General features: G+C 63.0%; 20 protein-coding genes. 10 read left to right on the forward strand and 10 right to left on the reverse strand.

Annotated features, from left to right (window positions below; translation table 11 throughout):
* Position 1: 1 nt before the first annotated feature.
* Positions 2-736 (reverse strand): phosphatidylserine decarboxylase, encoded by a 735-nt coding sequence (locus ACQY6T_RS02540; RefSeq protein ID WP_428628051.1) that lies wholly within the window; start codon positions 734-736, stop codon positions 2-4.
* A 138-nt stretch (positions 737-874) separates the two neighbouring features.
* Between ACQY6T_RS02540 and ACQY6T_RS02545 the strand changes: the two genes are divergently transcribed.
* Together ACQY6T_RS02545 and ACQY6T_RS02550 are read left to right on the forward strand one after the other, a co-directional pair.
* On the forward strand, positions 875-2,089 hold the full coding sequence (locus ACQY6T_RS02545; RefSeq protein ID WP_428628054.1) for an NADP-dependent isocitrate dehydrogenase: 1,215 nt from the start codon (positions 875-877) through the stop codon (positions 2,087-2,089).
* A gap of 66 nt (positions 2,090-2,155) precedes the next feature.
* Positions 2,156-3,943 (forward strand): cation:proton antiporter, encoded by a 1,788-nt coding sequence (locus tag ACQY6T_RS02550; protein ID WP_428628057.1) that lies wholly within the window; start codon positions 2,156-2,158, stop codon positions 3,941-3,943.
* Here ACQY6T_RS02550 and ACQY6T_RS02555 read toward each other — a convergent pair.
* Complete coding sequence (locus ACQY6T_RS02555) at positions 3,940-6,810, reverse strand: M16 family metallopeptidase (RefSeq protein ID WP_428628058.1); 2,871 nt, start codon at positions 6,808-6,810, stop codon at positions 3,940-3,942. The genes ACQY6T_RS02550 and ACQY6T_RS02555 overlap by 4 nt on opposite strands.
* Positions 6,811-6,963: 153 nt before the next feature.
* On the opposite strand from ACQY6T_RS02555, the gene ACQY6T_RS02560 reads away from it, so the two are divergent.
* Positions 6,964-7,824: a carbon-nitrogen hydrolase family protein gene (locus ACQY6T_RS02560; RefSeq protein ID WP_428628061.1), complete on the forward strand. Its 861-nt coding sequence runs from the start codon at positions 6,964-6,966 to the stop codon at positions 7,822-7,824.
* A 135-nt stretch (positions 7,825-7,959) separates the two neighbouring features.
* Here the strand turns inward: ACQY6T_RS02560 and ACQY6T_RS02565 are convergent, their stop codons facing one another.
* On the reverse strand, positions 7,960-8,238 hold the full coding sequence (locus tag ACQY6T_RS02565; RefSeq protein WP_428628064.1) for a hypothetical protein: 279 nt from the start codon (positions 8,236-8,238) through the stop codon (positions 7,960-7,962).
* Between the two features lie 123 nt (positions 8,239-8,361).
* On the reverse strand, positions 8,362-9,159 hold the full coding sequence (locus ACQY6T_RS02570) for an NUDIX hydrolase (RefSeq protein WP_428628066.1): 798 nt from the start codon (positions 9,157-9,159) through the stop codon (positions 8,362-8,364).
* Positions 9,160-9,262: 103 nt separating this feature from the next.
* On the opposite strand from ACQY6T_RS02570, the gene ACQY6T_RS02575 reads away from it, so the two are divergent.
* On the forward strand, positions 9,263-9,895 hold the full coding sequence (locus ACQY6T_RS02575) for a DUF4126 domain-containing protein (protein ID WP_428628068.1): 633 nt from the start codon (positions 9,263-9,265) through the stop codon (positions 9,893-9,895).
* Between the two features lie 183 nt (positions 9,896-10,078).
* Positions 10,079-12,835 (forward strand): autotransporter outer membrane beta-barrel domain-containing protein, encoded by a 2,757-nt coding sequence (locus ACQY6T_RS02580; protein WP_428628070.1) that lies wholly within the window; start codon positions 10,079-10,081, stop codon positions 12,833-12,835.
* 6 nt (positions 12,836-12,841) lie between these two features.
* On the opposite strand, the gene ACQY6T_RS02585 is transcribed toward ACQY6T_RS02580, so the two are convergent.
* The 3 genes from ACQY6T_RS02585 to ACQY6T_RS02595 form a co-directional block, all read right to left on the reverse strand.
* Entirely contained in the window at positions 12,842-14,065 is a 1,224-nt protein-coding gene (locus ACQY6T_RS02585; protein ID WP_428628072.1) for an NAD(P)/FAD-dependent oxidoreductase, read from the reverse strand.
* A 129-nt stretch (positions 14,066-14,194) separates the two neighbouring features.
* Positions 14,195-14,974, reverse strand: a complete 780-nt coding sequence (locus ACQY6T_RS02590; RefSeq protein ID WP_428628075.1) for a LytR/AlgR family response regulator transcription factor — start codon at positions 14,972-14,974, stop codon at positions 14,195-14,197.
* Positions 14,974-16,107: a sensor histidine kinase gene (locus ACQY6T_RS02595; protein ID WP_428628078.1), complete on the reverse strand. Its 1,134-nt coding sequence runs from the start codon at positions 16,105-16,107 to the stop codon at positions 14,974-14,976. Before ACQY6T_RS02595 ends, ACQY6T_RS02590 begins: the two co-directional genes overlap by 1 nt.
* A gap of 107 nt (positions 16,108-16,214) precedes the next feature.
* Between ACQY6T_RS02595 and ACQY6T_RS02600 the strand changes: the two genes are divergently transcribed.
* Positions 16,215-16,664, forward strand: coding sequence for a LuxR C-terminal-related transcriptional regulator (locus tag ACQY6T_RS02600; RefSeq protein WP_428628080.1), 450 nt, complete (start codon positions 16,215-16,217; stop codon positions 16,662-16,664).
* Positions 16,665-16,926: 262 nt separating this feature from the next.
* Here ACQY6T_RS02600 and ACQY6T_RS02605 read toward each other — a convergent pair whose 3' ends face one another.
* Together ACQY6T_RS02605 and ACQY6T_RS02610 are read right to left on the reverse strand one after the other, a co-directional pair.
* Positions 16,927-18,033, reverse strand: coding sequence for a hypothetical protein (locus ACQY6T_RS02605; protein ID WP_428628083.1), 1,107 nt, complete (start codon positions 18,031-18,033; stop codon positions 16,927-16,929).
* Positions 18,030-18,551, reverse strand: a complete 522-nt coding sequence (locus tag ACQY6T_RS02610) for an ankyrin repeat domain-containing protein (protein ID WP_428628085.1) — start codon at positions 18,549-18,551, stop codon at positions 18,030-18,032. The genes ACQY6T_RS02605 and ACQY6T_RS02610 overlap by 4 nt, the downstream gene beginning before the upstream one ends.
* A gap of 301 nt (positions 18,552-18,852) precedes the next feature.
* On the opposite strand from ACQY6T_RS02610, the gene ACQY6T_RS02615 reads away from it, so the two are divergent.
* The 4 genes from ACQY6T_RS02615 (at position 18,853) to ACQY6T_RS02630 (ending at position 21,332) form a co-directional block, all read left to right on the forward strand.
* Positions 18,853-19,311, forward strand: coding sequence for a lysozyme inhibitor LprI family protein (locus tag ACQY6T_RS02615; protein ID WP_428628088.1), 459 nt, complete (start codon positions 18,853-18,855; stop codon positions 19,309-19,311).
* A gap of 9 nt (positions 19,312-19,320) precedes the next feature.
* Entirely contained in the window at positions 19,321-19,749 is a 429-nt protein-coding gene (locus ACQY6T_RS02620) for a hypothetical protein (protein ID WP_428628090.1), read from the forward strand.
* Between the two features lie 118 nt (positions 19,750-19,867).
* Positions 19,868-20,263: a DoxX family protein gene (locus tag ACQY6T_RS02625; RefSeq protein ID WP_428628091.1), complete on the forward strand. Its 396-nt coding sequence runs from the start codon at positions 19,868-19,870 to the stop codon at positions 20,261-20,263.
* Between the two features lie 430 nt (positions 20,264-20,693).
* Entirely contained in the window at positions 20,694-21,332 is a 639-nt protein-coding gene (locus ACQY6T_RS02630) for a LuxR C-terminal-related transcriptional regulator (RefSeq protein ID WP_428628093.1), read from the forward strand.
* A gap of 17 nt (positions 21,333-21,349) precedes the next feature.
* Here ACQY6T_RS02630 and ACQY6T_RS02635 read toward each other — a convergent pair whose 3' ends face one another.
* Complete coding sequence (locus tag ACQY6T_RS02635; protein WP_428628096.1) at positions 21,350-22,939, reverse strand: ATP-binding protein; 1,590 nt, start codon at positions 22,937-22,939, stop codon at positions 21,350-21,352.
* Positions 22,940-23,060: the final 121 nt, after the last annotated feature.

The raw sequence follows: 23,060 nt of genomic DNA on the forward strand, positions 1-23,060 counted from the left end.
CCTATTGCCCAATGCCGTCGATTATGTCGGCCTTTCCGATCCGTGCAACCACGGTCTCGCCAGCGAGGGTCCGTTGGCCGAGCAGCACTTGCGGCGTCGTACCGGCGGGCAGATAGACATCGACGCGGCTGCCGAAACGGATCAGGCCGACGCGCTGGCCGGTGGCCAGCTGATTGCCCATGGTCACAAACGGCATGATGCGCCGCGCGACGAGACCCGCGATCTGCGTAAAGCCGATGCGGACGCCATCGGCGCGTTCGACGACGAAATGCTGGCGTTCATTTTCCTCGCTCGCCTTGTCGAGGTCGGCATTCAGGAATTTGCCCGGAATATAGACCAGCTTGCGCAGCGTCCCGGCGACCGGCGTGCGGTTGATGTGAACGTCGAAGACGCTCATGAAAATCGATACGCGTAGTATGGGGGCGTCGCCGAGCCCGTCGGGTCCGGCGATCTCCGGTGGCGGCGCCACTTCGGCAATCTGGGTCACAAGCCCGTCCGCAGGGGCGATGACGACATCGCTGCTAGTCGGGGTGATGCGGGCGGGATCGCGGAAAAAGGCGCCGACCCACAATGTCACGCCGAACATCAGCCAGCCGATTATTTCCCAGCCGAGCAACCAGAAACAGAGCGTGATGATGGCGGCGATCAAAAGGAACTTGCGTCCTTCTGGATGGATCGACGGCCATTGCCATTTGATGCCGCCACCGGGGCGGTTGGAAGAGATGATGTTGGACATGGCCGTTCTTCTAGGGTGCGCGTCTGACACTGACAATGGATAAGGCACGGCCCGGGTTCCACCACGCCCATTGATCAATCGCGCCGCTTTGCCTAAGGCCCGCTGCAACTCCGACTCCCCAAGGATAAAGGCAGCAGCATGGGCAAGATCAAGGTAGCCAACCCCGTCGTCGAACTCGACGGCGACGAAATGACCCGGATCATCTGGCAATGGATCCGCGAGCAGTTGATCCTGCCCTACCTCGACATCGACCTTCATTATTACGACCTCAGCATCGAAATGCGCGATCAGACCGATGACAAGATCACCGTCGACGCCGCCAATGCGATCGCCAAATATGGCGTCGGCGTGAAGTGCGCGACCATCACCCCCGACGAACAGCGCGTCGAGGAATTCGGCCTCAAGAAAATGTGGAAATCGCCGAACGGCACGATCCGTAACATCCTGGGCGGCGTGGTGTTCCGCGAACCCATCGTGATGAAGAACGTCCCCCGTCTCGTGCCCGGCTGGACCGACCCGATCGTCGTTGGCCGCCACGCCTTCGGCGACCAGTATAAGGCGACCGATTTCCGCGTCCCCGGCCCCGGCAAGTTGCGCCTGGTGTTCGAAGGCGAAGACGGCAAGGTCATCGACGAAGAAGTGTTCCTGTTCCCCTCGTCAGGCGTCGCGATGGCGATGTACAACCTCGACGATTCGATCCGCGATTTTGCACGCGCCAGCCTGAACTATGGCCTCGCGCGCAAATGGCCGGTGTATCTGTCGACCAAGAACACGATCCTGAAAGCCTATGACGGCCGCTTCAAGGACATCTTTGAAGAGGTGTTCAACGCCGAATTCAAAGCTGATTTCGACGCCGCGGGCATCGTTTACGAACATCGCCTGATCGACGACATGGTCGCGTCGGCGCTGAAATGGAGCGGCAAGTTCGTGTGGGCCTGCAAGAATTATGACGGCGACGTCCAGTCAGACACCGTCGCGCAGGGCTTTGGCTCGCTCGGCCTGATGACCAGCGTGCTGATGACCCCCGACGGCCAGACGGTGGAATCGGAAGCCGCGCACGGCACCGTCACGCGCCACTATCGCATGCACCAGCAGGGCAAGGCGACATCGACCAATCCGATCGCATCGATCTTTGCCTGGACCGGCGGGCTCAAGCACCGCGGCAAGCTCGACGGCAATGCCGAGCTGATCAAGTTCGCCGACGACCTGGAAAAAGTCTGTGTCGCGACGGTCGAAAGCGGCAAGATGACCAAGGATCTGGCGCTGTTGATCGGCCCCGACCAGAATTGGCTGACCACCGAAGGTTTCTTTGAAGCGATCGTTGAAAACCTGGAAAAGAAGATGAGCAGCTGAAAACAACCAAAAAGGTTGGGATAGCCATCTAGCCAATCGGGGCCGGCCTGCATAAGGTCGGCCCTTATGGTATCGGAAACAGACACCTCCGCCATCGGCAACGCGCTGGTGGTCCTCGGCGCCGCGGGCATCGTCATCCCGGCGTTCGCGCGTTTTCGCCTTCCCCCCGTCATCGGTTTCATCCTGGTCGGGTTGCTGGTCGGTCCGTCGGGGCTGGGATCGCTTGCGGGTGAGTATCCGTGGCTTAAACATATCACGATCGGGTCGACCGAGGACATCGCGCTGTTCGCCGAATTCGGCATCATCCTGCTGCTTTTCTCGATCGGACTCGAGCTGTCGTTCCGCCGGCTGTGGCAGCTCCGCAAACTGGTGTTTGGCATCGGCGCCGCCGAACTGCTGCTCGGCGGATTGATCCTCGGGGTCGCGTTGAAGCTGATCGGTGGTTATTCGACCCCAGCAGCTTTCGGACTTGGCATCGCGCTCGCCCTATCGTCCACCGCGCTGGTCCTCCCCATCGCGGGAACGAAATCAGCGGTTGGCCGAGCGTCTTTCTCGATGCTGTTGTTCGAGGATCTGGCGATCGTCCCGATCATCTTCATTCTCGGCGCGCTGGCGCCAAACGCCGCGGCTGACAACACCGAAGTGCTGCTGACGACCTTGTGGCAGGGCGCCGTCGTCGTTGCGGTGCTCGCGCTCGCCGGCTGGTTCCTGCTGCCGCGCATCTTTGCGCAGGCGGCGCGCGCCAAGGATCCCGAACTTTTCCTTGCCGCCAGCCTGCTCGTCGTGATCGTCGCAGCGATGGCGACCGCAGCGGTCGGTCTGTCGCCGATCGTCGGCGCGCTGCTGGCAGGGCTGATGATCGCCGAAACCGAATATCATAACGAGGTCGAAGCGATCACCGCGCCGTTCAAGGGTCTGGCGCTCGGGGTCTTCCTGATCAGCGTCGGCATGGGGCTCAACCTCAAGACGATCGCCGAGCAATGGCCGCAACTGATCGTCGCAGTCGTCGGGGTGGTTGCGATCAAGGCGATCGTCACGGCAGCGCTGCTGCGTTTTTCCAACGTCGCGCGGCGGGGCACGGCGGCCGAGGTCGGCTTGCTCATGGCGAGCCCGTCCGAGACGACTTTGATCGTGCTCGCGACCGCACTGCAGGCCCAGATCATCAGCCGCAACACCGCCGAATTCTGGCAGCTGGTGACTGCGATCGGGTTAACGATCACGCCCTTGCTCGCACGGGTCGGCCACGACATCGCGCGGCGGCTCGAAATGCGCAGCGAAGGGCCAAAGCCCGACGAAACGCCCGAGGGGCGCACTGTCGTTGTAGGCTTCGGCCGTGTCGGCCACACCGTCGCCGAACTGTTACGCGAACATGGCCGACCCTATATGGCGGTCGATGCCGATATCGACACGGTGGCGGCGGCGCGGCGCGACGGCTTCATCGTCCGCTTTGCCGATGTTGCGCGGCCGGGCGCGCTCGACAAGCTGGGGATCGAGACCGCCAATGCCGTCGTCCTGACGATGGACGACCCGGTGCAACAGCTTCGGATGACGCGGCAGCTACGCCAGAAATATCCCGCCCTGCCGATCATCAGTCGCGCCCGCGACGCCGACCATGCCGCCACCCTTTATCAAGCGGGCGCCAGCGATGCCGTCCCCGAAACGCTCGAAAGCTCGCTGCAACTGGCCGAAGCGGTGCTGATCGACCTGGGCGTCGCAATGGGTCCAGTGATCGCGTCGATCCACGACGTGCGCGCCAAGATGCGGCGCGACATCATGACCAAAGGGGCGCTGGAGCGCGAACCGCGCATCCGTAAAGTACGAGCCCCCACCGCCCCGGGGAGCGAAACCGCCTAGCGCCCGCCCGCGGCAGGCGCGGTCGCCGCGCCGAGCGCCGACGCATCGGCGAGCGTCATCCCCTTGGGCAAGATCGCCAGCGACCATTGGCGTTCGGGCGCCAGATATCGCTGCGCCAGCCGCTGGACGTCGGCGGCGGTGACGGCGGAAATATCATCCTGGATCGACAGTGCCGCCGCAGTGACGCGCGGATCGCGCGTCGCGCCTTCCAGCAGGAACATCCAATAGACATTGCCCGTCGAGGCCCGCGCCACCTGCTCACGGATCGGCACCGCATTGCGCGTCAGTTCATCGGCGCTAACCGGCTTCGTCACAAGATCGGCGGCGATGTCCCGCGCGATGCCATAGAAACGGTCGAGATCCTTTGGCGCGAGCAGACTGCCGACGAGCAGATAGCCCCCGCTGTCGAATCCGGTCGGCCAATGGCTGTCGACCACGGGGCCATAGCTCGCTCCCTGTTCTGCGCGAAGGCGGTCGAACAGGCGGTCGTTGAATATCGCCGCGAGCACTTCCAGGCCGCGCGCGTCGCGCGGGCTGGCGAGGCCGCCGCTGGTCGGCCAAGCGGTCATCGCCGCTGCCTGTCCCTGTTCGCCGCTATGATAAGCAATTTCGGGGACGGTCACATGCTTGGCAAAATCGACGCGCTGGCCGCTGGCCGGGGCCAAGATCGGCCGCGGCGCCAGCGCACCCAATGTGCTTGCGAGAATCTGCCGATAATCGATCGATTCCAGATCGCCGAAAATCTGCACCTCGATCGGCCCGCTGGCCAGCCGCGGTTCCCAAAACGCGCGGAACGCCGCAGGGGTCAGCGCTTCGATCTGCGCCTTGTCAGGCGCCGCCCAGCGCGCGTCGTTGTTGGTCAGCCAACCGCGCAGATTGCGGTCCAACACCGCATTGGGCGTGGCATCATTCAGGTCGTAGCCCGTGAGATAACCGATGCGGAGGCGTTCGATCGGCGCAGGGTCCCAACGCGGTTGCGCCAGCTTGCCGGCGATCAAACGCATCTGGTCCGCCAGATCGGCCGGCTTGCTTTCCGCCGAAAGTTCAAACGCGTCGTCGTCGATCGCGAAATTCAGCTGAATCTGGCGCCCGTTGGTCAGCTGGTCGATCTCATTCTGTCCCCACGGCCCGATGCCGCTCGCCATTAGGGCGTAATCGCCGGTCCAGAGCAGGTTCGGCGCGTCTGCCGCGACGCTGCGGTTGCCGGTGCCAAAGCGCACGTTGACGCGCACCTTGCCCGGTTCGACTTTGTTGTTCGATACCAGCGCCGTGACGCCATTCGCAAATTCGATGCGTTCGGCGCGCAGCCCGAGGAGGCTGCTGGTCGAACTGATCGTCCCCGGCTTTCCGACCGCGGGCAGTTGGTCGAAGTCGGCTTTTACCGTCGCCAGCCGGTCGTCGCGCGCGGTCACCGGTGCCTTCAATGCGGCGAGGACCGCAGCATTGCCGCCCGCCGCAGTCGGGGTCGTCAGGACCGCGCGCGTCACCGGTGCCGCGAAGATGGCCTTGCTGATCTCCAGCATCACCTTGGGCGTTGCCGACGCACGGATCGCCTTGAACATGTCGACCTGCCCCTGCGGGCTGGTGACGGTCTCGCCGATATCGACGGCCCGCACCATATCGTCGGCCAGTCGCGCACCCGGTTCATTGCGGGCATTTTCCAGTTCCTTGACCAGAAAAGCTTGAATCTCGTTGGCTTCGCGGTCGATATCGGCCTGCGATGGCGGATTTCGCACCGCATCGGCGATGACCCCGCGCACGTCAGCGAGTGCGGCTTTCCAATCGCTGAGCGGAACGATCGATGCCATCGTCACGTCGGCGCTGCGGCTGACATATTGCTGTTCGACCGTCGCCACCAGATAGCTGCCGCCGCTGCGCGCGCGGTTTTCCAATCGGCGATTGACGAGCGCCTGGGCGATGAACTCCAGATAAAGCCGCCGGGTGTTTTTGACCGTGTCGATCCGTTTCTGCCACGGACGCACCATTGCCAGCGTCAGCGCCAGCGGCTGGTTCGCTTCGACGATCTCGCGCGCGGCCGGTGCCTTTGGATCGGGCTTGCCGAAATCGGGGTTCGCGGGATTCACGCCAGTGCCGCGCCAGTCGCCGTAATATTTCGCGACCAGCCGCGCCAGCTCTGCCGGATCGGCGTCGCCGACGATGACGACCACCGCCCGTTCGGGACGATACCAGCGCTTGTGAAAGGCCGCGACCGTCGTCGCGCTCGCCTGGCCGAGCGATGCCGTGGTTCCGATCGGGGAGCGGTCGCCGAGCAGCTGGCCGGCAAAAAGATGCGCGTTGGTCGCATCGCCAATTCGCTTTTGCGGACCGTCCGATTCGCGCAGTTCGGACATCACGACGCCCCGCTCCGCACCAACTGCAAGCTCTGAAATCCTGGGTTCACGGATCATTCCCGACAGCAATTTCATGCTCTCGTCGAGGTTGACCGGCGTGACGCTGGGCAGGTCGAGCTGATAAACGGTCTGGGTCGGCGTCGTCTGCGCGTTCGAATCGCTGCCAAATGTGACCCCGAACCGCTGCCAAATGCGCTTGGCTTCGCCGTCGGGAATATGTTCGGACCCGCGAAAGGTCAGATGCTCGAGCAAATGCGCATAGCCGCGCTCCTGCTCGGTTTCGAACATCGATCCCACATCCATGCGGACGCGGATCGACACCTGTCCCGGCGGGACACCGTTGTTGCGCACCGCGTAACGGACGCCGTTGGGCAGCACCCCGAATTGCCACGCGGTGTCGCGCGGAATGTCACTGCCGGCATAGAGCCAGTCGCCGCTCGGCGCCTGCCGGTCGGCCGTGGCGGTCGCAGTGCTGGCTTGCTGTGCATGGACGGCAAACGGCAACAGCAACAGCACCGCGGAGGCGGCGCACAGAAGCGATCGGGAAGTTCGGAGCGGCATACGCGCAGGAGAATGGACCATTGTGCCATCTTATCGCCTTCAAACCTTGCTGGCCACTGAACTGTCGTGGCTCTTGTCCTGCAAACAGCATCGGATTAGCCATGGACGATGACCCCGACCACCAATCCGCCAGCCGCCGCCCCAATCGCTGCGCTCGTCCAGATGTCCAGCGGGATCGATCCCGCAGCCAATCTGGCGACGATCGACCGGGCGATGACCGAGGCCGCAGCAGGCGGCGCCGCAATGGCCTTCCTGCCCGAAATGTCGGTGTTGCTCGATCGCGACCGCGCCCGATCGGGGCGCCATATCGTTCGCGAAGGCGACAGCGCGTGGCCTGCTGCGCTTCAGGAGTTAGCGCAAAAGCACGGCCTTTGGCTCCATTCGGGATCGATGCCGCTGCTGTCGGAAGATGGCGCGCAGCGGATCAACCGCAGCCACGTCATCGCCGCCGACGGCAGCATCCACGCCCGTTATGACAAGATCCACATGTTCGACGTCACCTTGCCATCGGGCGAAAACTGGGCCGAATCATCGGCCTATGCCAGCGGCGACGCGCTGGCGGTTGTCGAGACGCCGCTCGGACGATTGGGACTCAGCATCTGTTATGATCTGCGGTTTGCCGAACTTTACCGGGCGTTGGTCGATCGCGGCGCGACCCTCATTGGCATTCCAGCGGCGTTCACCGTGTCGACTGGCGAAGCGCATTGGCACGTGCTGATGCGCGCGCGGGCGATCGAAACCGGCTGTTTTGTCTTGGCGGCGGCTCAATGCGGCGGCCATGACGATGGCCGGTCGACTTATGGCCATAGTCTGATCGTCGATCCGTGGGGCGCCGTGCTCGCCGATGCAATGCGCGATCATGCGGACTATCGCGTGATCTTTGCGCCGATCGAGGCCGCCAAGGCGAACGAGGCCCGGCAAGCGATTCCATTGGATCGATCAAGAGCCAACCGGAATATCACGCTTTAACGGCGATCACCGCCGGACCCGTCGTGAAAAACCGATACACATCGTGAAAATCGACAGGCCCGCGCGTTCTGAACACGCGCAAAAGGCCCCGAGCGAAGCTCGGAGCCTTTTGGTATCAGTATCGATCAGCCGAAATTACGGGCTGGTCGGCGAGTCGTCGTTGTTGTCCGACGCGAGGATGATGCCACCAACGATCGCAGCAAGAGCGAGAAGCGCGATGATCCAGCTGGTGCTGCCTTCGAGTTCGCTCTGGCCGTCAACAGCCGAAGCTGCGCGTGCTGCGGGAGCAGCCGAAGCGGCAACCGGGGCCGCGATCATCGAGGTCGCTGCGAGGGAGATCGCAGCTTTCTTAAGAAGGTTCATCATTTTCTCCGTCCACTGGAATAGTTTTTGTCGAATCAAACCAGGGGACATCCCCGATCTGCTTCTGCATCGCCCTTCTAGGGTCAGCGTTCAGCAATTGCAACGACGATCTGCCCTACCCCGCCAATTCTTAGCAAATTGCTAAATAGAGAGAAAATTGCGCTCTCAACCCGCTTAACCACGGCGAACATGGTCGAAGGATTCGCTGGTAACAGGGTAGCCTAGATGCCCCGGGATGCACAGATAGGACTGCCCTTCGCGGTCTTCGATCCACGGCGTGATCAGTTCGACCGGAAACTGAACAGAATGGTCCGAAAAGCCGGAAAAATCAGTGGCCTGAGCAAGCCGTTCCAGATTGCGGCGGGTGGGAAAAATCACCGACACGTCGCCGCGATCGGCCATCGCCAGCGTTCCCTCGGCGCTCGCCCAGAAAATATGGCTGTGTTCGGCCTCTTCAACCGTCAGCTCATGGCTGTGCGGCGGAGCAGCGACCGCGTAAAATCGCGTGTCGAATGTCCGTGCCTCTTTGAAATTGGGACACCAGCGCGCGAAAGGTACAAATGATTCCAATGCGATTCGGTCGCCACGCGCCGCAAGGATGTCGGAAAGCAGGGTGCCGCCAAGCAACGCCGTTCGAATAGCGGGAACCTCTTCCTCCGCCAGCGCGGGCCAGCCGACGGCAAGTCCTGTTTCTTCCAGTGTCTCGCGAAGCGCCGCCACCCGCGCGGCCCCGTCAGCCTCGCCGAGTTCAGGTGCTTGCTGGCGCGCCACCAAATAGTCGTCGGGATCGACGCGGCCGCCGGGAAACACCACTGCGCCCGCGGCAAACGCCATGGTCGTCGAGCGTTTGACCATCAGTATTTCGTCTGGTCCGTCTTCCTCCGACGGACGCATGATAACCAGTGTGGCCGCAGGAATCGCACCTTCGGGCAAGATCTCGGGCGGGGCGGACGGCGGAACAGCACTGGTCATGTTCAACGCGATAACCGCCTCGCTTCCGCTTGTCATCTCGGCATTGCGGGTCCGCCGGTGCGGGTGCAAGAAGGAACTAGTCGGGCGGACAAGGAGCAGGATATTGGGCATTGTCGAGATTTTGGGCGTTGCCGGCAGCCTGAGCTTGCTCGCGGGTTGGCGGCTGTACCTGACCATATTGGCGACCGGCACCGCGATGCATTTCGGCTGGCTGCCGCTTCCCGAACATCTTGCGGCCTTGCAGGTGCTGGCCAATCCCTGGGTGCTCGGCGTCGCTGCGGTCGGCACCATCGCCGAATTCCTCGCCGACAAGATCGCCTGGGTCGATTCGATATGGGATATGATTCACAGCGTCATCCGGCCGCTCGGCGGCGCCTTGCTCGCGCTCGCGCTCGTCGATGCATCCGATCCGACATGGCAGGTGATTGCGTTCCTGCTCGGTGGTGGCGGCGCGCTGTTAAGCCATGGCGCCAAGGCGACGACGCGTGCCGTCGTCAATGTCAGTCCCGAACCGTTCAGCAATGCGGTGGTTTCGACCGGCGAAGACGTCGCGACGGGCGGCCTGCTCGCGCTCGCTATCGCCTATCCGCCACTCGCGATCGTTATCGCGATCTTCATGGCGATCGCAGCCGTCGTCGTGATCATCGCGCTGCGCCGACTGCTCCGCAATCTCAGGACGACGCTGAAGAGGGCGCTGGGCGATGAGCCGGTGCCCGCGACGAAAACGCTGCCCTGACGCTTCGTCCGCGCCGTTGGCAATTTGGCAAGAAATGCCTTATAACCCCTCAGAATATCCGCACTATTTCCCGGCAGGTTCGGGGGATGGGGACCAGGCGGCGCCCAGTTAAAAAGGGGAAGCCAAATGGCCTGCACGGCACAATCATCGATCTTTCGGACCGATGGCGATCCTGGTTTTCCCATGTTCGTCCGCCGCCGACTTGCCCTGTCGACCGCGCTTATGTTCACGGTGAGCCACACATCTCCCGCTTTTGCCCAATGCGTTTTCACGCCGGCGGCCGGTGACGACACCCATATCTGCAGCAGTGGAACTTCGCCGGGCGGCCTCGACGACCCCGACGGCAATAATCGACTGGACCTTCCGACAGGCGGATCGGGTACCATTGCCGGCAACGTCACCTTCGGCGCGGGCGCCGACATCATCGTCATGCGATCGGGACGGATCACCGGATCGGTCGATCAGGGCAATGGCAGCGATCGGTTCGAAATCAGCGGCGGCGCGATCTTCGGTAATGTCCAGCAAGGCGAAGGCGTCGACGATTTCCGGATGACAGGCGGCGAAATCAACACGCTCAATCAGGGCGGGGCGCTCGACACATTTTTCATGTCGGGCGGGCGGATCGTCGATGCTTTCGACGACGGCGACATCGCGATGATGACCGGCGGACGCATCGGCCGCGTCAATATGAAACTCGCCGACAATTTGTTCGACATGTCCGGCGGCACGATCGACCGCAATCTTGTCACCGGGTTCGGCAATGACACCATCATCCTGTCGGACGGCACGATCGGCGGCAATATCAGCGTGTCGGGCGGCACCGACAGCGTCACGATCACCGGTGGTTCGGTCGGCGGCGATGTGTTGATGAGTGTCGGGACCGACAGCTTCGTCTGGGATGGCGGCGGCGTCGTGCACGGCATGGTCGATTTGGGCGGCGATAACGACAGCGCCCGGCTCGCCAATCTGAATAACGCAAATCTTGGCGGGTCGCCGCGCTTCACCGGCGGCGCTGGAACCGACGCGCTGGTTCTGGACAATGTCACGACGGGCGGAGTCGCGCGCTTCGACGGCTGGGAAGCCATCGCCGCGACGAACGACACTGAACTGACTTTCGACGGATTTCTGGCGCTGGGCGATGCGGACACCGGCACCGGAAGCTTCATGCTCGATGCGTCGAGCACAATCTTTGGCGGCGGCGTGAACGGCGGGATCGTTGCCTTCGCCGCCGACCAGCGCGCCACGGTCGTCAACGCCGGGCGGATCGACCTGACCAATGGCGGCACCGGCCCGGGCGACAGTTTCACGATCCGCGGCGACTATGTCGGCGATGGCGGGCTGTTATTGCTCGACACCGTGCTGGCGGGCGACGGCGCGCTGTCCGACAGGCTGGTCATCGACGGCGGTTCGGCATCGGGTACGACCGGGGTCACGATCCTGAACGCCGGCGGCGTCGGGGCAACGACCACGCAGAACGGCATCCTGATTGTCGAGGCGATCAACGGCGCAGCGACGGCGAGCGGCGCGTTCGCACTCAACCACCGCGTCGCGGCTGGCGCCTTTGAATATTATCTGTTCAAGGGCGGGGTCTCTGCGGGTACCGGCGACAACTGGTATCTGCGCTCGACGCTGGTTACCCCGCCGCCCGCAGTCGCACCGCCCGCGCCCGCCCCGGCGCCGCCGCCGCTGGAGCCCGCGCCGCCGCCGCCCGAACCCGCGCCGCCTGAGCCGCCCGCGCCTCCTCCCCCGCCTGTCCCGCCGCCGCCACCGCCGCCGCCCGAGCCGACCCCGGTCGATCCCGACCCGATCGATCCGGCGCCGCCAGTGGTGATCGCCGACCCGGCGCCGCCGCCCACACCCGCTCCGCCGCCAGCGCCTGAACCCGACCCGCCGGCACCGCCGCCCGAACCGCCGAGCGAGCCTACCCCCGTCCCTACGCCCGGCATCGCCAGCGTCCCGCCGACGCCCGAGGCGACCCCGGTCGTCGCCGATGTGGTGCCGCTCTATCGGCCCGAAGTTCCGGCGTTCGTCGTTGCGGTTCCGCTCGTTCAACATCTGGCGTCGGTGTCGTTCGGCACCTTCCACGAACGGCGCGGCGAACAGGCGTTGCTGCGCAGCGATGGGGCGCTACCCGCGACATGGGGCCGGCTGTTGGGCGAGGACAGTGAGATCAAATGGGACGGCGACGTCGCCCCCTCGTTCGATGGTGACCTCACCGGATTTCAGATCGGCCAAGACCTGGTTGGCTTGGGCGAAGACGGTGGCACCTATCTGCGCCTCGGCGTGTTCGGCAGCCGGACCGAGGCCGACGGCAAGGTGCGCGGTCAGGCGATCGGCTGGAACGACCTGGATGTCGGCCGTGTCGATGCCAAGAGCAGCAGCCTTGGCGGCTATGCGACCCTTATCGGCGCCTCTGGCTGGTATGTCGACGCGGTGCTGATGCGCAGCTGGTTCAAGGGCGATGCGGCCGCGAGCACCGGCATGGCGATCGACATCGACGGTACCGGCTGGGCGGCGTCAATCGAGGCTGGTTATCCGATCGCTTTGTCATCGCGCTGGAGGCTGGAACCGCAAGCGCAGATCGTCTGGCAGCAGATCAAGCTCGACGATCAGGCCGACATGTTCTCGGCCATCGACTTTGCCGCGAGCGATAGTGTCACGGGGCGTCTCGGCCTGCGCCTGCAGGGCGAATATGGCGGGCTCCAGCCTTATCTGCATGCGAGTCTGTGGCACGGCCTGTCCGGACATTCGACGACGCGCTTTGGCACTGACCCCATCCGCACCGATCTGGGGCGGACCGAGGCCGAGGTTGGCGCCGGACTGGTCGCGCGCCTTAGTAAACATGTCGAGGTGCACGCCAAGGGCGATTATGCCTTCAATGCCGACGGCCCGCATAGTCGCCGGCTGGGCGGCACGGTCGGTGTAACGATCCGCTGGTAGGCCGCGTCAGGCGGGGAGCAGCGCCTTCAGCGGCGTTTCTGTGTCGGCGAGCTGCTCGGCTGTCGCCAGCAGGCCTGCGGTGACGATCAGTCGGCCTTGGACATAATCCTTGGTCGCATTGACGCAGTCGATCGCGATGACCTTGCCCGCTTTGAGATAGACGACCGAGAAGCTGCGGTTCGCGGGATCGCCGCGCATCACCGCGCGGTCGTGGCCGGTCGACAGGCCTGCGGTTTGAAGCTTCAGATCATATTGGTTCGACCAGAACCACGGAATCGCATGGTAAGGAGCTTCATCGCCGACGATGCCCTTGGCGACGACATTCGCCTGGTCGTTGGCGTTCTGCACCGATTCCAGCCGGATCACCACGCCTTCCGCAAAGTCATTCTCGTGCGCCGCGCAGTCGCCGATCGCATAGATGTCGGGCAGACTCGTCCTGCACAGGCGGTCGACGAGGACGCCGTTGCCGCCCTCGGCCCCCGCCGCGATCAGCGGCTCGACCGCCGGAACAATGCCAATGCCGACAATAACGAGATCGGCCGCGATGACCTCACCGTCGGCCAGCCGCACGCCGGTGACGTGGCTATCGCCCTCGATCGCCTCGACCGCGACGCCGAGCCGCAGATCGACGCCATGCTCGCGATGCTCGCGTTCGTAAAAGCGCGACAGCTCGGTTCCGGCGACGCGCGCCAGCACCCGGTCGAGCGCCTCGAGCAGCACGACCTTCTTGTCCGCTTTGCGCAGTACCGCTGCGGCCTCGAGCCCGATATAGCCGCCGCCGATGACGACGATCTGGCCTGCGGTTTCGGACGCCGCCTTCATCGCGTCGGCATCGGCGCGGGTCCGCACGCCCTGCACGCCGGGCAGATCGCCGCCGGGGATCGGTAGCATCCGGGGCGAGCCGCCGGTTGCCCAGACGAGCTTGCCATAAGTGATCGTCTCACCGCTTTCGGTGGTCACGCTATGCGCGGCCGGATCCACCGACATGACCCGCGTGCCGAGCAACATCGTCACCTCGCGCTCGTCCCAATATCTGGCGGGACGCAGCTGAATGCGCTCAAATTCCTTCTCGCCGGCGAAATATTCCTTCGACAGCGGCGGGCGCTCATAAGGTAGCTCGGGTTCGTCGCCGATGATCGCGATGCTGCCCGCAAACTTTTGTGTGCGCAGCATGATCGCAACCTGCGCCCCGCCGTGTCCGGCCCCCACAATCAACACATCGAAATGCATCAGCCGCTCTCCACGCTACCCGCGAACGCGTCCCTTGCATGCGACGTCAGATGAGACAAGCCACGCCGACCTGCCGGTCGGCAAAGAAAAGCTTGGACGGTGCGGGTTGCGGACCCGTCGCCGTACCGATCAATCGCGGCGGGCGAGGCGCGCGCGAATGGCCGCCGTATAGGTGCGACCAACACGCAATTCGGCGCCATCGTTCAGCACCGCGATCAGGGAATGGAATTGGCCGCTTTTCACGCGCTCGACCGCATCGATCCGCACCATCGTGCTGCGATGAATCCGCAGAAATTGCTGCGCCGGTAACAGCCGTTCGAGCGTCGCCAGATTTTCGTTGTACAAATAGCTTTGGCCCTCGGCGTGGATGCGAACATAGTCGCGCTCCGCGCCCACATGACTGATGCTTTCGGGCTTGATACGGACATATTCGCCGCTCGCTCGCACCCAAAGCTCGGCCACGTGCGGCCGCGCGCTGTCCCCCGTCGCGCGCAGGTTGGCGACGACTTCTTCCAGTTCGCGGATGCGGTCGGCGTTGCCCGCTTGTTCGGCAGCCGCCCGCGCTCGTTCCATCGCAGTCTGGAACCGCCCCGTTTCGATCGGCTTGGTCACATAATCGACCGCATGGGCATCGAAGGCACGCAGCGCCTGATCGTTGAACGCGGTGACAAAAACGACAGCGGGGGACGGTTCGGGCAAATGCCGGAGCAGGTCGAAACCACTCCCGCCGGGCATCCGGATGTCGAGCAGGATGATGTGACAGACCGAATTGGCCAGCCAGTCGATCGCCTGGGCGACATTGCCCACCTGGCTCACTTGGCCGACCCATGGCAATTGCTGCGCCAGACGCACGGCGCGGCGCCGCGCCAGCGGCTCGTCATCAACCACCAATATCGCCAGCCCCTGCATCAAACCGCCCAGGGCAGCCTGATTTCGGCGCGAAACAGCGCCGGCGTCAATTTCGTTTCAAACGAGCTTTCGCTACCAAAGCGCGCCGCGAGCCGTTCGGCCACATTGCGCAATCCGATCCGACCGCCCGACCGCGACGCGCCTTCGTCAATCGAGCAGAGATCGTTTTCGACCCGGATACCGAGTTGGGCACCATCGCGCCACGCGGTGATCCGGATCCCGACTTCGCCAGTGCAAGGCTCGACGCCATGCCTGACCGCATTTTCGACCAGCGGTTGCAAAATGAGATTGGGAACGAGCGCGTCCAGCGCGGCTTCGTCGACATCGATCGTGAAACGCATGCGGTCGGGAAAACGCTCGCGCTCGATCTCGAGATAATCCTCCTGCAATTCCAGTTCAGCCGCCAAGGTTACGTCCTTCATCGGGTCGAGCTCGAGCGTCTGGCGCAGGAAAGTGGACAGCGAGAACATCATGCGCTGCGCCCGCGCGGTGGCGCCCTCCTCGACCAGCCCCATCGCCGAATTCAGCGTGTTGAACAGGAAATGCGGGTTGATCTGATACCGCAAAGCCCGCATCTGCGCCGCCAACGCCTCCTCGCGAGCCAGCGCCAGACTGCGCTCGCGATCGCGAACGTCAAAGCTGTAGATCATCGCGATATAGAGGCATGACCAGCCGAAAAACATCGCGGTACTGGATATCATCGTGTGGCCGAACTGGACATTGTCGAACACCCATTGGGCCGGCCGCGCCATCCACAGATAGATGAAGATGTCGAACACGCTGTAGATTGCCGCGGCAAGGATCGAGAAGGTGAACGCAACCACCACCTTGGTAAAAATCGACGCCGCGCGGATCCGAAAGAGCAGCACAGTGACCACCAGCGTCAGGGCCGCCCCGAAACTGTTCAGGATCACTTTGCCGAATGCCGACGCAATCGGATCGGTACCGACGATGCCCCACAACAGGCTGTCCGAAAGGAGCACGCAAAGCCAGAACAGCGCCGCAAGCTTGACCGTCATCGCGGTAATCGCCTTGCGTTCCTGCACCGCGCCCAGCCCCGACGATCCGTGCTGGTTTTCGCCTTCGGCCGCAACAGCGTCCGATTTCGTCGCGCGCCCTTGAACGCTCGTCATTGATGGCAAGCCATTGGTAGAAAACTCCACCCGTTCATTGTGTCCTGCAAGCCAACCGCCGGTTTGCCTCTCATTCTTCGTTACCATTGCGATAGCATTGCCGCGCCATGAAACATATCGACCCATCATTTTATCCTGTGCCCGATGCGGCATTGGACTGCCCCGACCTCAACGACCGGACCGTCGTCCTGGTCACCATATCGCGGTATCGCGAGGAAGACGTCATTTCGCGGATCCAATCCGCCCTTCCCGGTTCTGACATCATCAATCTGTCGCAGCTCTATATCGATCGCAATTTGGGAGACGCAGACACCGCTCATGGCTCCACCCCACCGCTCGCACCGCTGACGCATCGGCAGCAGGAAATTCTGGACTATCTGTTGCACGGGCTTTCGAACAAGGAAATCGGCCGCAAGCTGGGGCTGTCGCATTTCACCGTGCGCAATCATGTGTCGAATATCTTGCGCATCCTGGGCTATCCCTGTCGCCGCACGATGCGGCGCTCGCTGACCTCCGACCGGATCACGTCGGCATACCCCACCACCTTGGCCGCCTGACCACTGGCGGACGGCCGCACGCCAACGGCCGTCGGCGAAAATGCGGCGCCGGATCCATGGCGTTGCGCATCGACCATGATCGATCAAGCCCGGCGCCCAACCGGACGCAAGATGGTGAAATAACAGCCCCTGCATCGACGCAATCCTGTGGAAATTTATCGACGACCACAGCCTAGCCGAGCTTTGGGGCGAACCCAATCGACCGCGTGAACCGGTACATGTCGCGATCGGCGGCGACCGGGGCGCGACGTCATAGCTTTGCTTACTGCGTGGGCGCCCCGCATCGCGGGTCGTCCGGCGACACGAACTCCAGCCGCTCGATCAAGTCAAATCCAACTCGTCCCGATTCGCCGGCAGGAAAGCGGATATCCAGACGACTGTTTCGTTCTTTGCCCAATTCAATCAGCCAACTGCCGTCTTCGCGAACCCCGGGCGGTGCGTAAGGCGGACCGACACCGCGGCTGGGATAAAATGTTATCGCGCTGTCGTGCAATTGTCCGGCCGGATGTTCGCTGGCGTTATCGGGATCGGTGCGCCGCATGGGTTCGACCGGGCCGGACAAGGTCACGGCGACACCGTCCCGCAACCAATAGGATTGCCCGCTGCGCAGCGATTTCCAAGGTCGGCGCAATTGCTCTCCGGCATGAAATGCGAAACCGATCCCGCCTTGGCAGTGATAGCCTGCCCCCTCGTCGGGTCGCGGCGGGTAGCGACCGGCGTAAAAGGGATCGTCAAAGGACCGCGCAAATCCTGCCGTGCCATAGTCGCGCTTGCCCGCCGCCAGGTCTGCCGGTCGTACGCAGTCGGAAACGCCCGCAGCATTCAGCTGAAAACGCTCTAACAGCGCCTTGTCGGCATCGCTGCCGTCGAACGAAGGCGACGCGACGATCAGCATCGACACCATGCCGTCCGACGGTGAGGAGGCGGCCCGCGTCTCGATGGCGTAACGCACATCGTCCTTGCCAAAGCCCTCGGGGGCAAATTTCGCATAGGATATGGCGCTCTGCGGCAGCTCGCCCGAATAGCGAAAAGCGATCGCCGCACTGGTCGGCGTTTGGCCCAACGTAAATTGGCCGACAGTAAATACGCCATGCTTGACCGGTCCATCGAACAGCATGAACGCCGAGGGCGGTAGAACCATCGGCGTTGCGGCAATCAGATATTCGTCGTTGATGACCCGAAAAATTGGGCCGACCAGATGCACCGCCTCATTCGTCCGGAGCGCGATCGATAGATCATCTTCGCAGACGGTGAGCGGTCCATAGGCGCCATATTCAGGTGGTATCGGCGGTGGCAGCGTCGCTTGCACCGGTCTGCAGAGCAGCACAGCGAGCATGGTGAAACAAGGCAGGATCATTTTCCGGGTCATGGCGTGTCCGTTTCCAAAGCGATGTCGTGCTGCAAAAGCCATGTGGCGACCGCGCGGCGTAACCGCCATGTTTCTTCGTTCAGCAAGTGACCGGGTGTCATGAACAGATAGCGCTGAAATGTCTGCCCCTGCGCGTTGCGCGCTGCGGCGGGCGCGCCTGCGTTCAACAGCGTCAGCACGTATCGCGGTTTATTGATTTGTGCCGCGACGTGCAGCGGCGTGTTACCCGTCATATCGGTCTGCGCGAGGTTCGCACCCGCGGCCATCAGCAAGGTGAACTGACGGTCGCGTTCCGCCAGCATCGCTGACATGATCGGGGTGCGGCCGCTGACGCGATTGCGCGTGTCTGGACTGAGGCCGCGCGCCAGAAACAGCTCGAGATAGGCGGGGTTGCGGTCCATCGCGGCGTAGTGGATCGCGGTGTCGCCGTCGCGGTCGGGCAACATGGGATCCGCGCCGGCATCCAGTAATTTGCGCAATGCGCTGGGGTGCGACCCCTCGACGATCTGCTGCGCCATGGGCGGTCGGCTGGGCGAAGCCACCATGTCGGCCATACCCGCCATCGCGGCCGCATCGCTTGCGCCAGATACGACAGGTGCCAGGCAAGCCCAGAGCAGTGCGAGCCCCCACGCTCCGCGTCGCGTCTTTGAAATCTCCATTGCGTTGATGATCGCGTTCGATCGGCGAAAAACAACGTTCGCCGATGCACTGGTACGCCGCTCGCCCTGCCGCTGCGCTGCGCCGCGCTCTATCCCGTCAAAGGACGACGGGCCGCTTGACTGTTTGAGGCCGCGCAATGTCGCGACAGGAGACCATGTGGTGGCAAAACTGCGCAGCGGATATGGCCCATTCGGCCGATCGACATTCGCTGTCGCCGGGCTCGTCGCGGCGGGTATCGGTGGTCTGTCGGCGACCGAGCCAGCCGCCGCGGATCGTTCGCCCGAATTTCGGCAATGTGTCCGGGGCAGTGGCGGCGTGACGGCGGCGATGCAGGATTGCATGGCGGACGAATATCGTCGGCTCGATCGGGCGCTGAATCGATCGTACCGCGACGCGCTGCGCCGCTTGCCGAGCGATGCCGCCCGGTCGCAGCTGCAGGCATCGCAACGGACTTGGCTGAAAACACGCGGGAACATTTGCGACGACGAACTCGCACGATCGGGGATGGCGGGCGGGTCAGGCGGCCAGCTTGTCGAGGCCAGCTGCCGACTACGCATTTTGTCAGACCGTACCCAATGGCTGCGCGCCTATCCGCAGCCGATCCCTCAAGGAAGATAATCCAGACCGATGGACGTAACCGACACCGCGAAACTTCTGCTCTTTTCGGGCGCCGCCTCGATGCTTTTTTCCACGTTCCTCGGCTTCCTGATGCTGGCGCCGATGCAGCCGTGGGGGCGCCAATTTTTGAAGGGTATGAATTTCAAACAGTTCGGCGCCGCGCATCTCGACTGGCTCATGCTCGGTCTGATGCAGGGGCTGGTTGGGGGGCTGGTGACGGTCTTTGCCGTCAATCCGCCGATGGTCGCGGTGTGGGCTATGGTTCTTGGTGCCTGGCTCAATCCCCTCGCCTATGTTTTTCGCGCCTTCGGCGTCAACGCCTTCGCATTCGAAGGTGCCGCAAAGCAGCGGCTGGCGGCGACGTTGGGCCTCGGTTCCAGCGTGGCGATTGCTTACGCCTGGGTGTTGATCCTCGCCGCGTGCTGGAACGCCTGGTGATGCGTGGCAGGACGCCAACGATGCACCGGTGCGTCGTACTCGTTGCCATGGCACGGCCGCCATGGTGTTCAACAGCATGCGAATGACAATTGCCCGATTCCACTGGTCGAATGGCCTGATGCCGATAACGCTCCTGCTCGCTCGCGTCGCGACGGCCGGATTCTTCATGATACATGCCATCTCGCGCATCATCTACGGCACGATCCCGCAATTCGGCCAGTTTATGGAATCGCTGAGATTTCCGGCGGGCGAAGTGCTGGTTTGGGCGATCACCCTGACCGAACTGGTTGCCGGCACGCTGATTATCCTGGGCCGATTTGTCCGCCCCGCTGCCGCGGCGCTGATGGCGATCGCGGTCGGCGGCATTGTCCTGATCCATCGCCATTTCGGCTGGTTCGTCGGCGAACATGGGACAGGCGGCAGCGAGTATAGCGTGGCACTGATCGTCCTGTTGCTGTTGATCATGGCGGACGACCAAGACCGTGTTCGCAACAACGCTGGATTGATGCCCTGAAAATTGTTGGGCGCGCTGTGGGTGCGGCCGCAACATGCACCGATCCGCTAGAGCATCCCGCTAGCAACGGTTTCGTACCATATTTTGCAGCGGCCACCACGCACCCGGCGATGACGTGCTAGCCCTTCGCTGCAGTTGCTCACCGCCATCGACTGCGCCAAACTAAACCATCGATGCTGCCGTCACGCCCACCGGCATTTGCGTCACAAAGGCGTTTGCGATGCGGCAAAAAGGCAGCTTCAGATCCGCCAATGGGTCGCTTGGTGGCGGAGGGGGCGCGCAGCGATGCGAGTCCCCTCCTTTTTGCGCCAGAAAAAGGCGAACCGGTACGTCATCGCACTGGCATCTACCGCCGCATTGCGCAACCAAAGCGCACAGCTTGCGACTGCTCAACCGGGCACGGCCAGGCGGTATCGGAGTATAGCCAACCATGCCGACATCGCGCGCCGAACGGATTCTGGTTGCCGACGACCATCCCCTATTCCGCGACGGAATGTGCCGCTTGGTTGGCGGCGCCTTTCCACGCGCCGAAATGCTGGAGGCGGGTAGCATTGACGAAGTGCGGACGCTGGCCGGCAATGGCGCCGCGCCGACGCTCTTCATTCTCGACCTGATGTTCCCCGGCATGGATCCTGCTGCGACGATTGCCGCGCTGCGTGCCGACTATCCGACATCGTCGCTGATCGTCATTTCGATGAGCGATGATGCAGAAACGATCCAGCTCGTCATGCGTCAAGGCGCCGACGGCTTCATCGCCAAAGCTGTGCAATCCGACGCAATGCTTGCTGCGATCAAGTCGGTCTGCAATGGCGATACGACGGTGCTTGCTCCGACCACGGCATCAATCCTTCCGCAACCACCGCAGCGACGGCGCGCTCAGGAATTCACGCCGCGTCAGCGCGATGTGTTGTCGCAACTGGCGATGGGCAAGACGAACAAGGAAATCGGTCGCCACCTCGACATATCGCCGTTCACCGTCCGCATCCATGTGTCGGCACTGCTGCGCATATTGGGCGCGCATACGCGGTCTGAAGCAGCGACAAAGGCCAATGCCATGGGTTTTCAATAGCGCGACCGACCGGCGCGCTATCCCGTTTTTCGACGGCGCAGCGCCGCGATGGCCGACCGCAGCTCGGCGGGTCGCACCGGTTTTTTCAGGACCAGGACGTTCGGGTCGGCAAGGGTCTCCTCAATCGCCATTTCGTCGTGTCCGGTCATGACGATTGCCATGGGTGGCGGCGTTTCGTGGCGATGCAACGCGATGCAGTCTGCCCCCGTTACTCCACCGCCGATATCGAAATCCGTCACGATTAAATCGCAAGGCTGGGGATACGGCGGAACGGTGGACCATGCAGCGACTTCGGCGCCCCACGTGCGCAGCAGATGCGCGGTCGCATCGAGCACATCGACGTCATCTTCGATCAGCAATATGCGCATATCGTGCAGCGGGGCGGCATAGCTGCTTTCGCGATTGAGCACCGGCAGTTCCACCGGAGAGGCTGGAGTCAAACCGTGGATCGCGACCGCAGTACCGTGGCCCGGCCTTGCACGAATCTCCGCTTCGAGTCCCATCAATGCACCCAACCGTTTCACGATCGAAAGCCCCAGCCCGACACCCTGCATGTCGGCGGCACCCAATTTGCGGATCTGGTAAAATTCGTCGAACAGCCGCGGAAGATGCTCTGCCGAAATACCCGGGCCACGATCGATAACCCAGATCGAAAGCATGTTGCCACGCGGGCGACAGCCGATCAGGACGGGCCCGCGCGGTGCATATTTGATCGCGTTCGACACCAAGTTTTGCAGCATCGTCAGCAAAAGCGCCCTGTCTGCAAGAACGATCCGGTCGGAAGCAACGAAGCGCAGGTCAACATCCGCCCATTGCGCGCTGACCTGATTCTGCTGTTCGAGCATGCGGAACAACTGGATGATGGAAACCGGTTCGAGCTTTGGCGTCACAGCGCCGCTGTCGAGAGTCGAGATGTCGAGCAGCGAACGGAACAGTTCGGCAACACCTTGAAGCGATCGATCGATCCGATCGACGATGCCGCGCTGTTCGGGCGCAAGGCCGGTTTGGTTCAGACTGTTCAAGAAAAGACCGATCGCGTGAACGGGCTGCCGCAGGTCGTGGCTGGCCTGCGCCAAAAAGCGCGATTTCGCGGTGTTCGCCTCCTCTGCGTCGCGGCGCGCTTGCTCGATGTGGCGGAGCAATGTCTGGATGTAGATGGGAACGATCAAGGTCGTAAGCGACAGGGTAAACACCAGGATGGGATTGGCCTGCCAATATGGTGTTAGCGCCGTGATCACGGCCAGCGTAATCTGCACCATCACCCCCGCGACAATCATATATCGCGACCCGAAGCGCAGACCGTTACCCACCGTCACCCACATAATAATCGCATAGGTCGGCAGCATCGCCTGACCGCCGACGATGATCGCGAAACCAAGCCCCGCATAGTCATTGACCATCCCGAAAATTCTGCGCGCGGGATAATGGCCGGGGAAGCGAATGATGAGGTAAAGAAGCCCGATAGCGAGCGGCGTGTAGCATGCGAAGTAGCTCAGCACGTCGATCGCCCAAGCCGCGACATGCCAGTCGCGCGAGGCGATAATGCTGGCGACCATGGCGTAGGACGACACAAATATGAGGATGAACAGCCGGATCCACGCCTGCATCCGTTCCGAATGATCTTCGACGGCCGTGCTGTTCGCGCGACAACAAAGGCGTTGCGCTTGACGCCTTACCTCCGAGGCGAGGCCTCCGTACCGCATGCCACCACCCCGTCCCGGATTAACG

It is taken from the genome of Sphingopyxis sp. (assembly GCF_965279725.1).
Classification (GTDB): Bacteria; Pseudomonadota; Alphaproteobacteria; order Sphingomonadales; family Sphingomonadaceae; genus Sphingopyxis.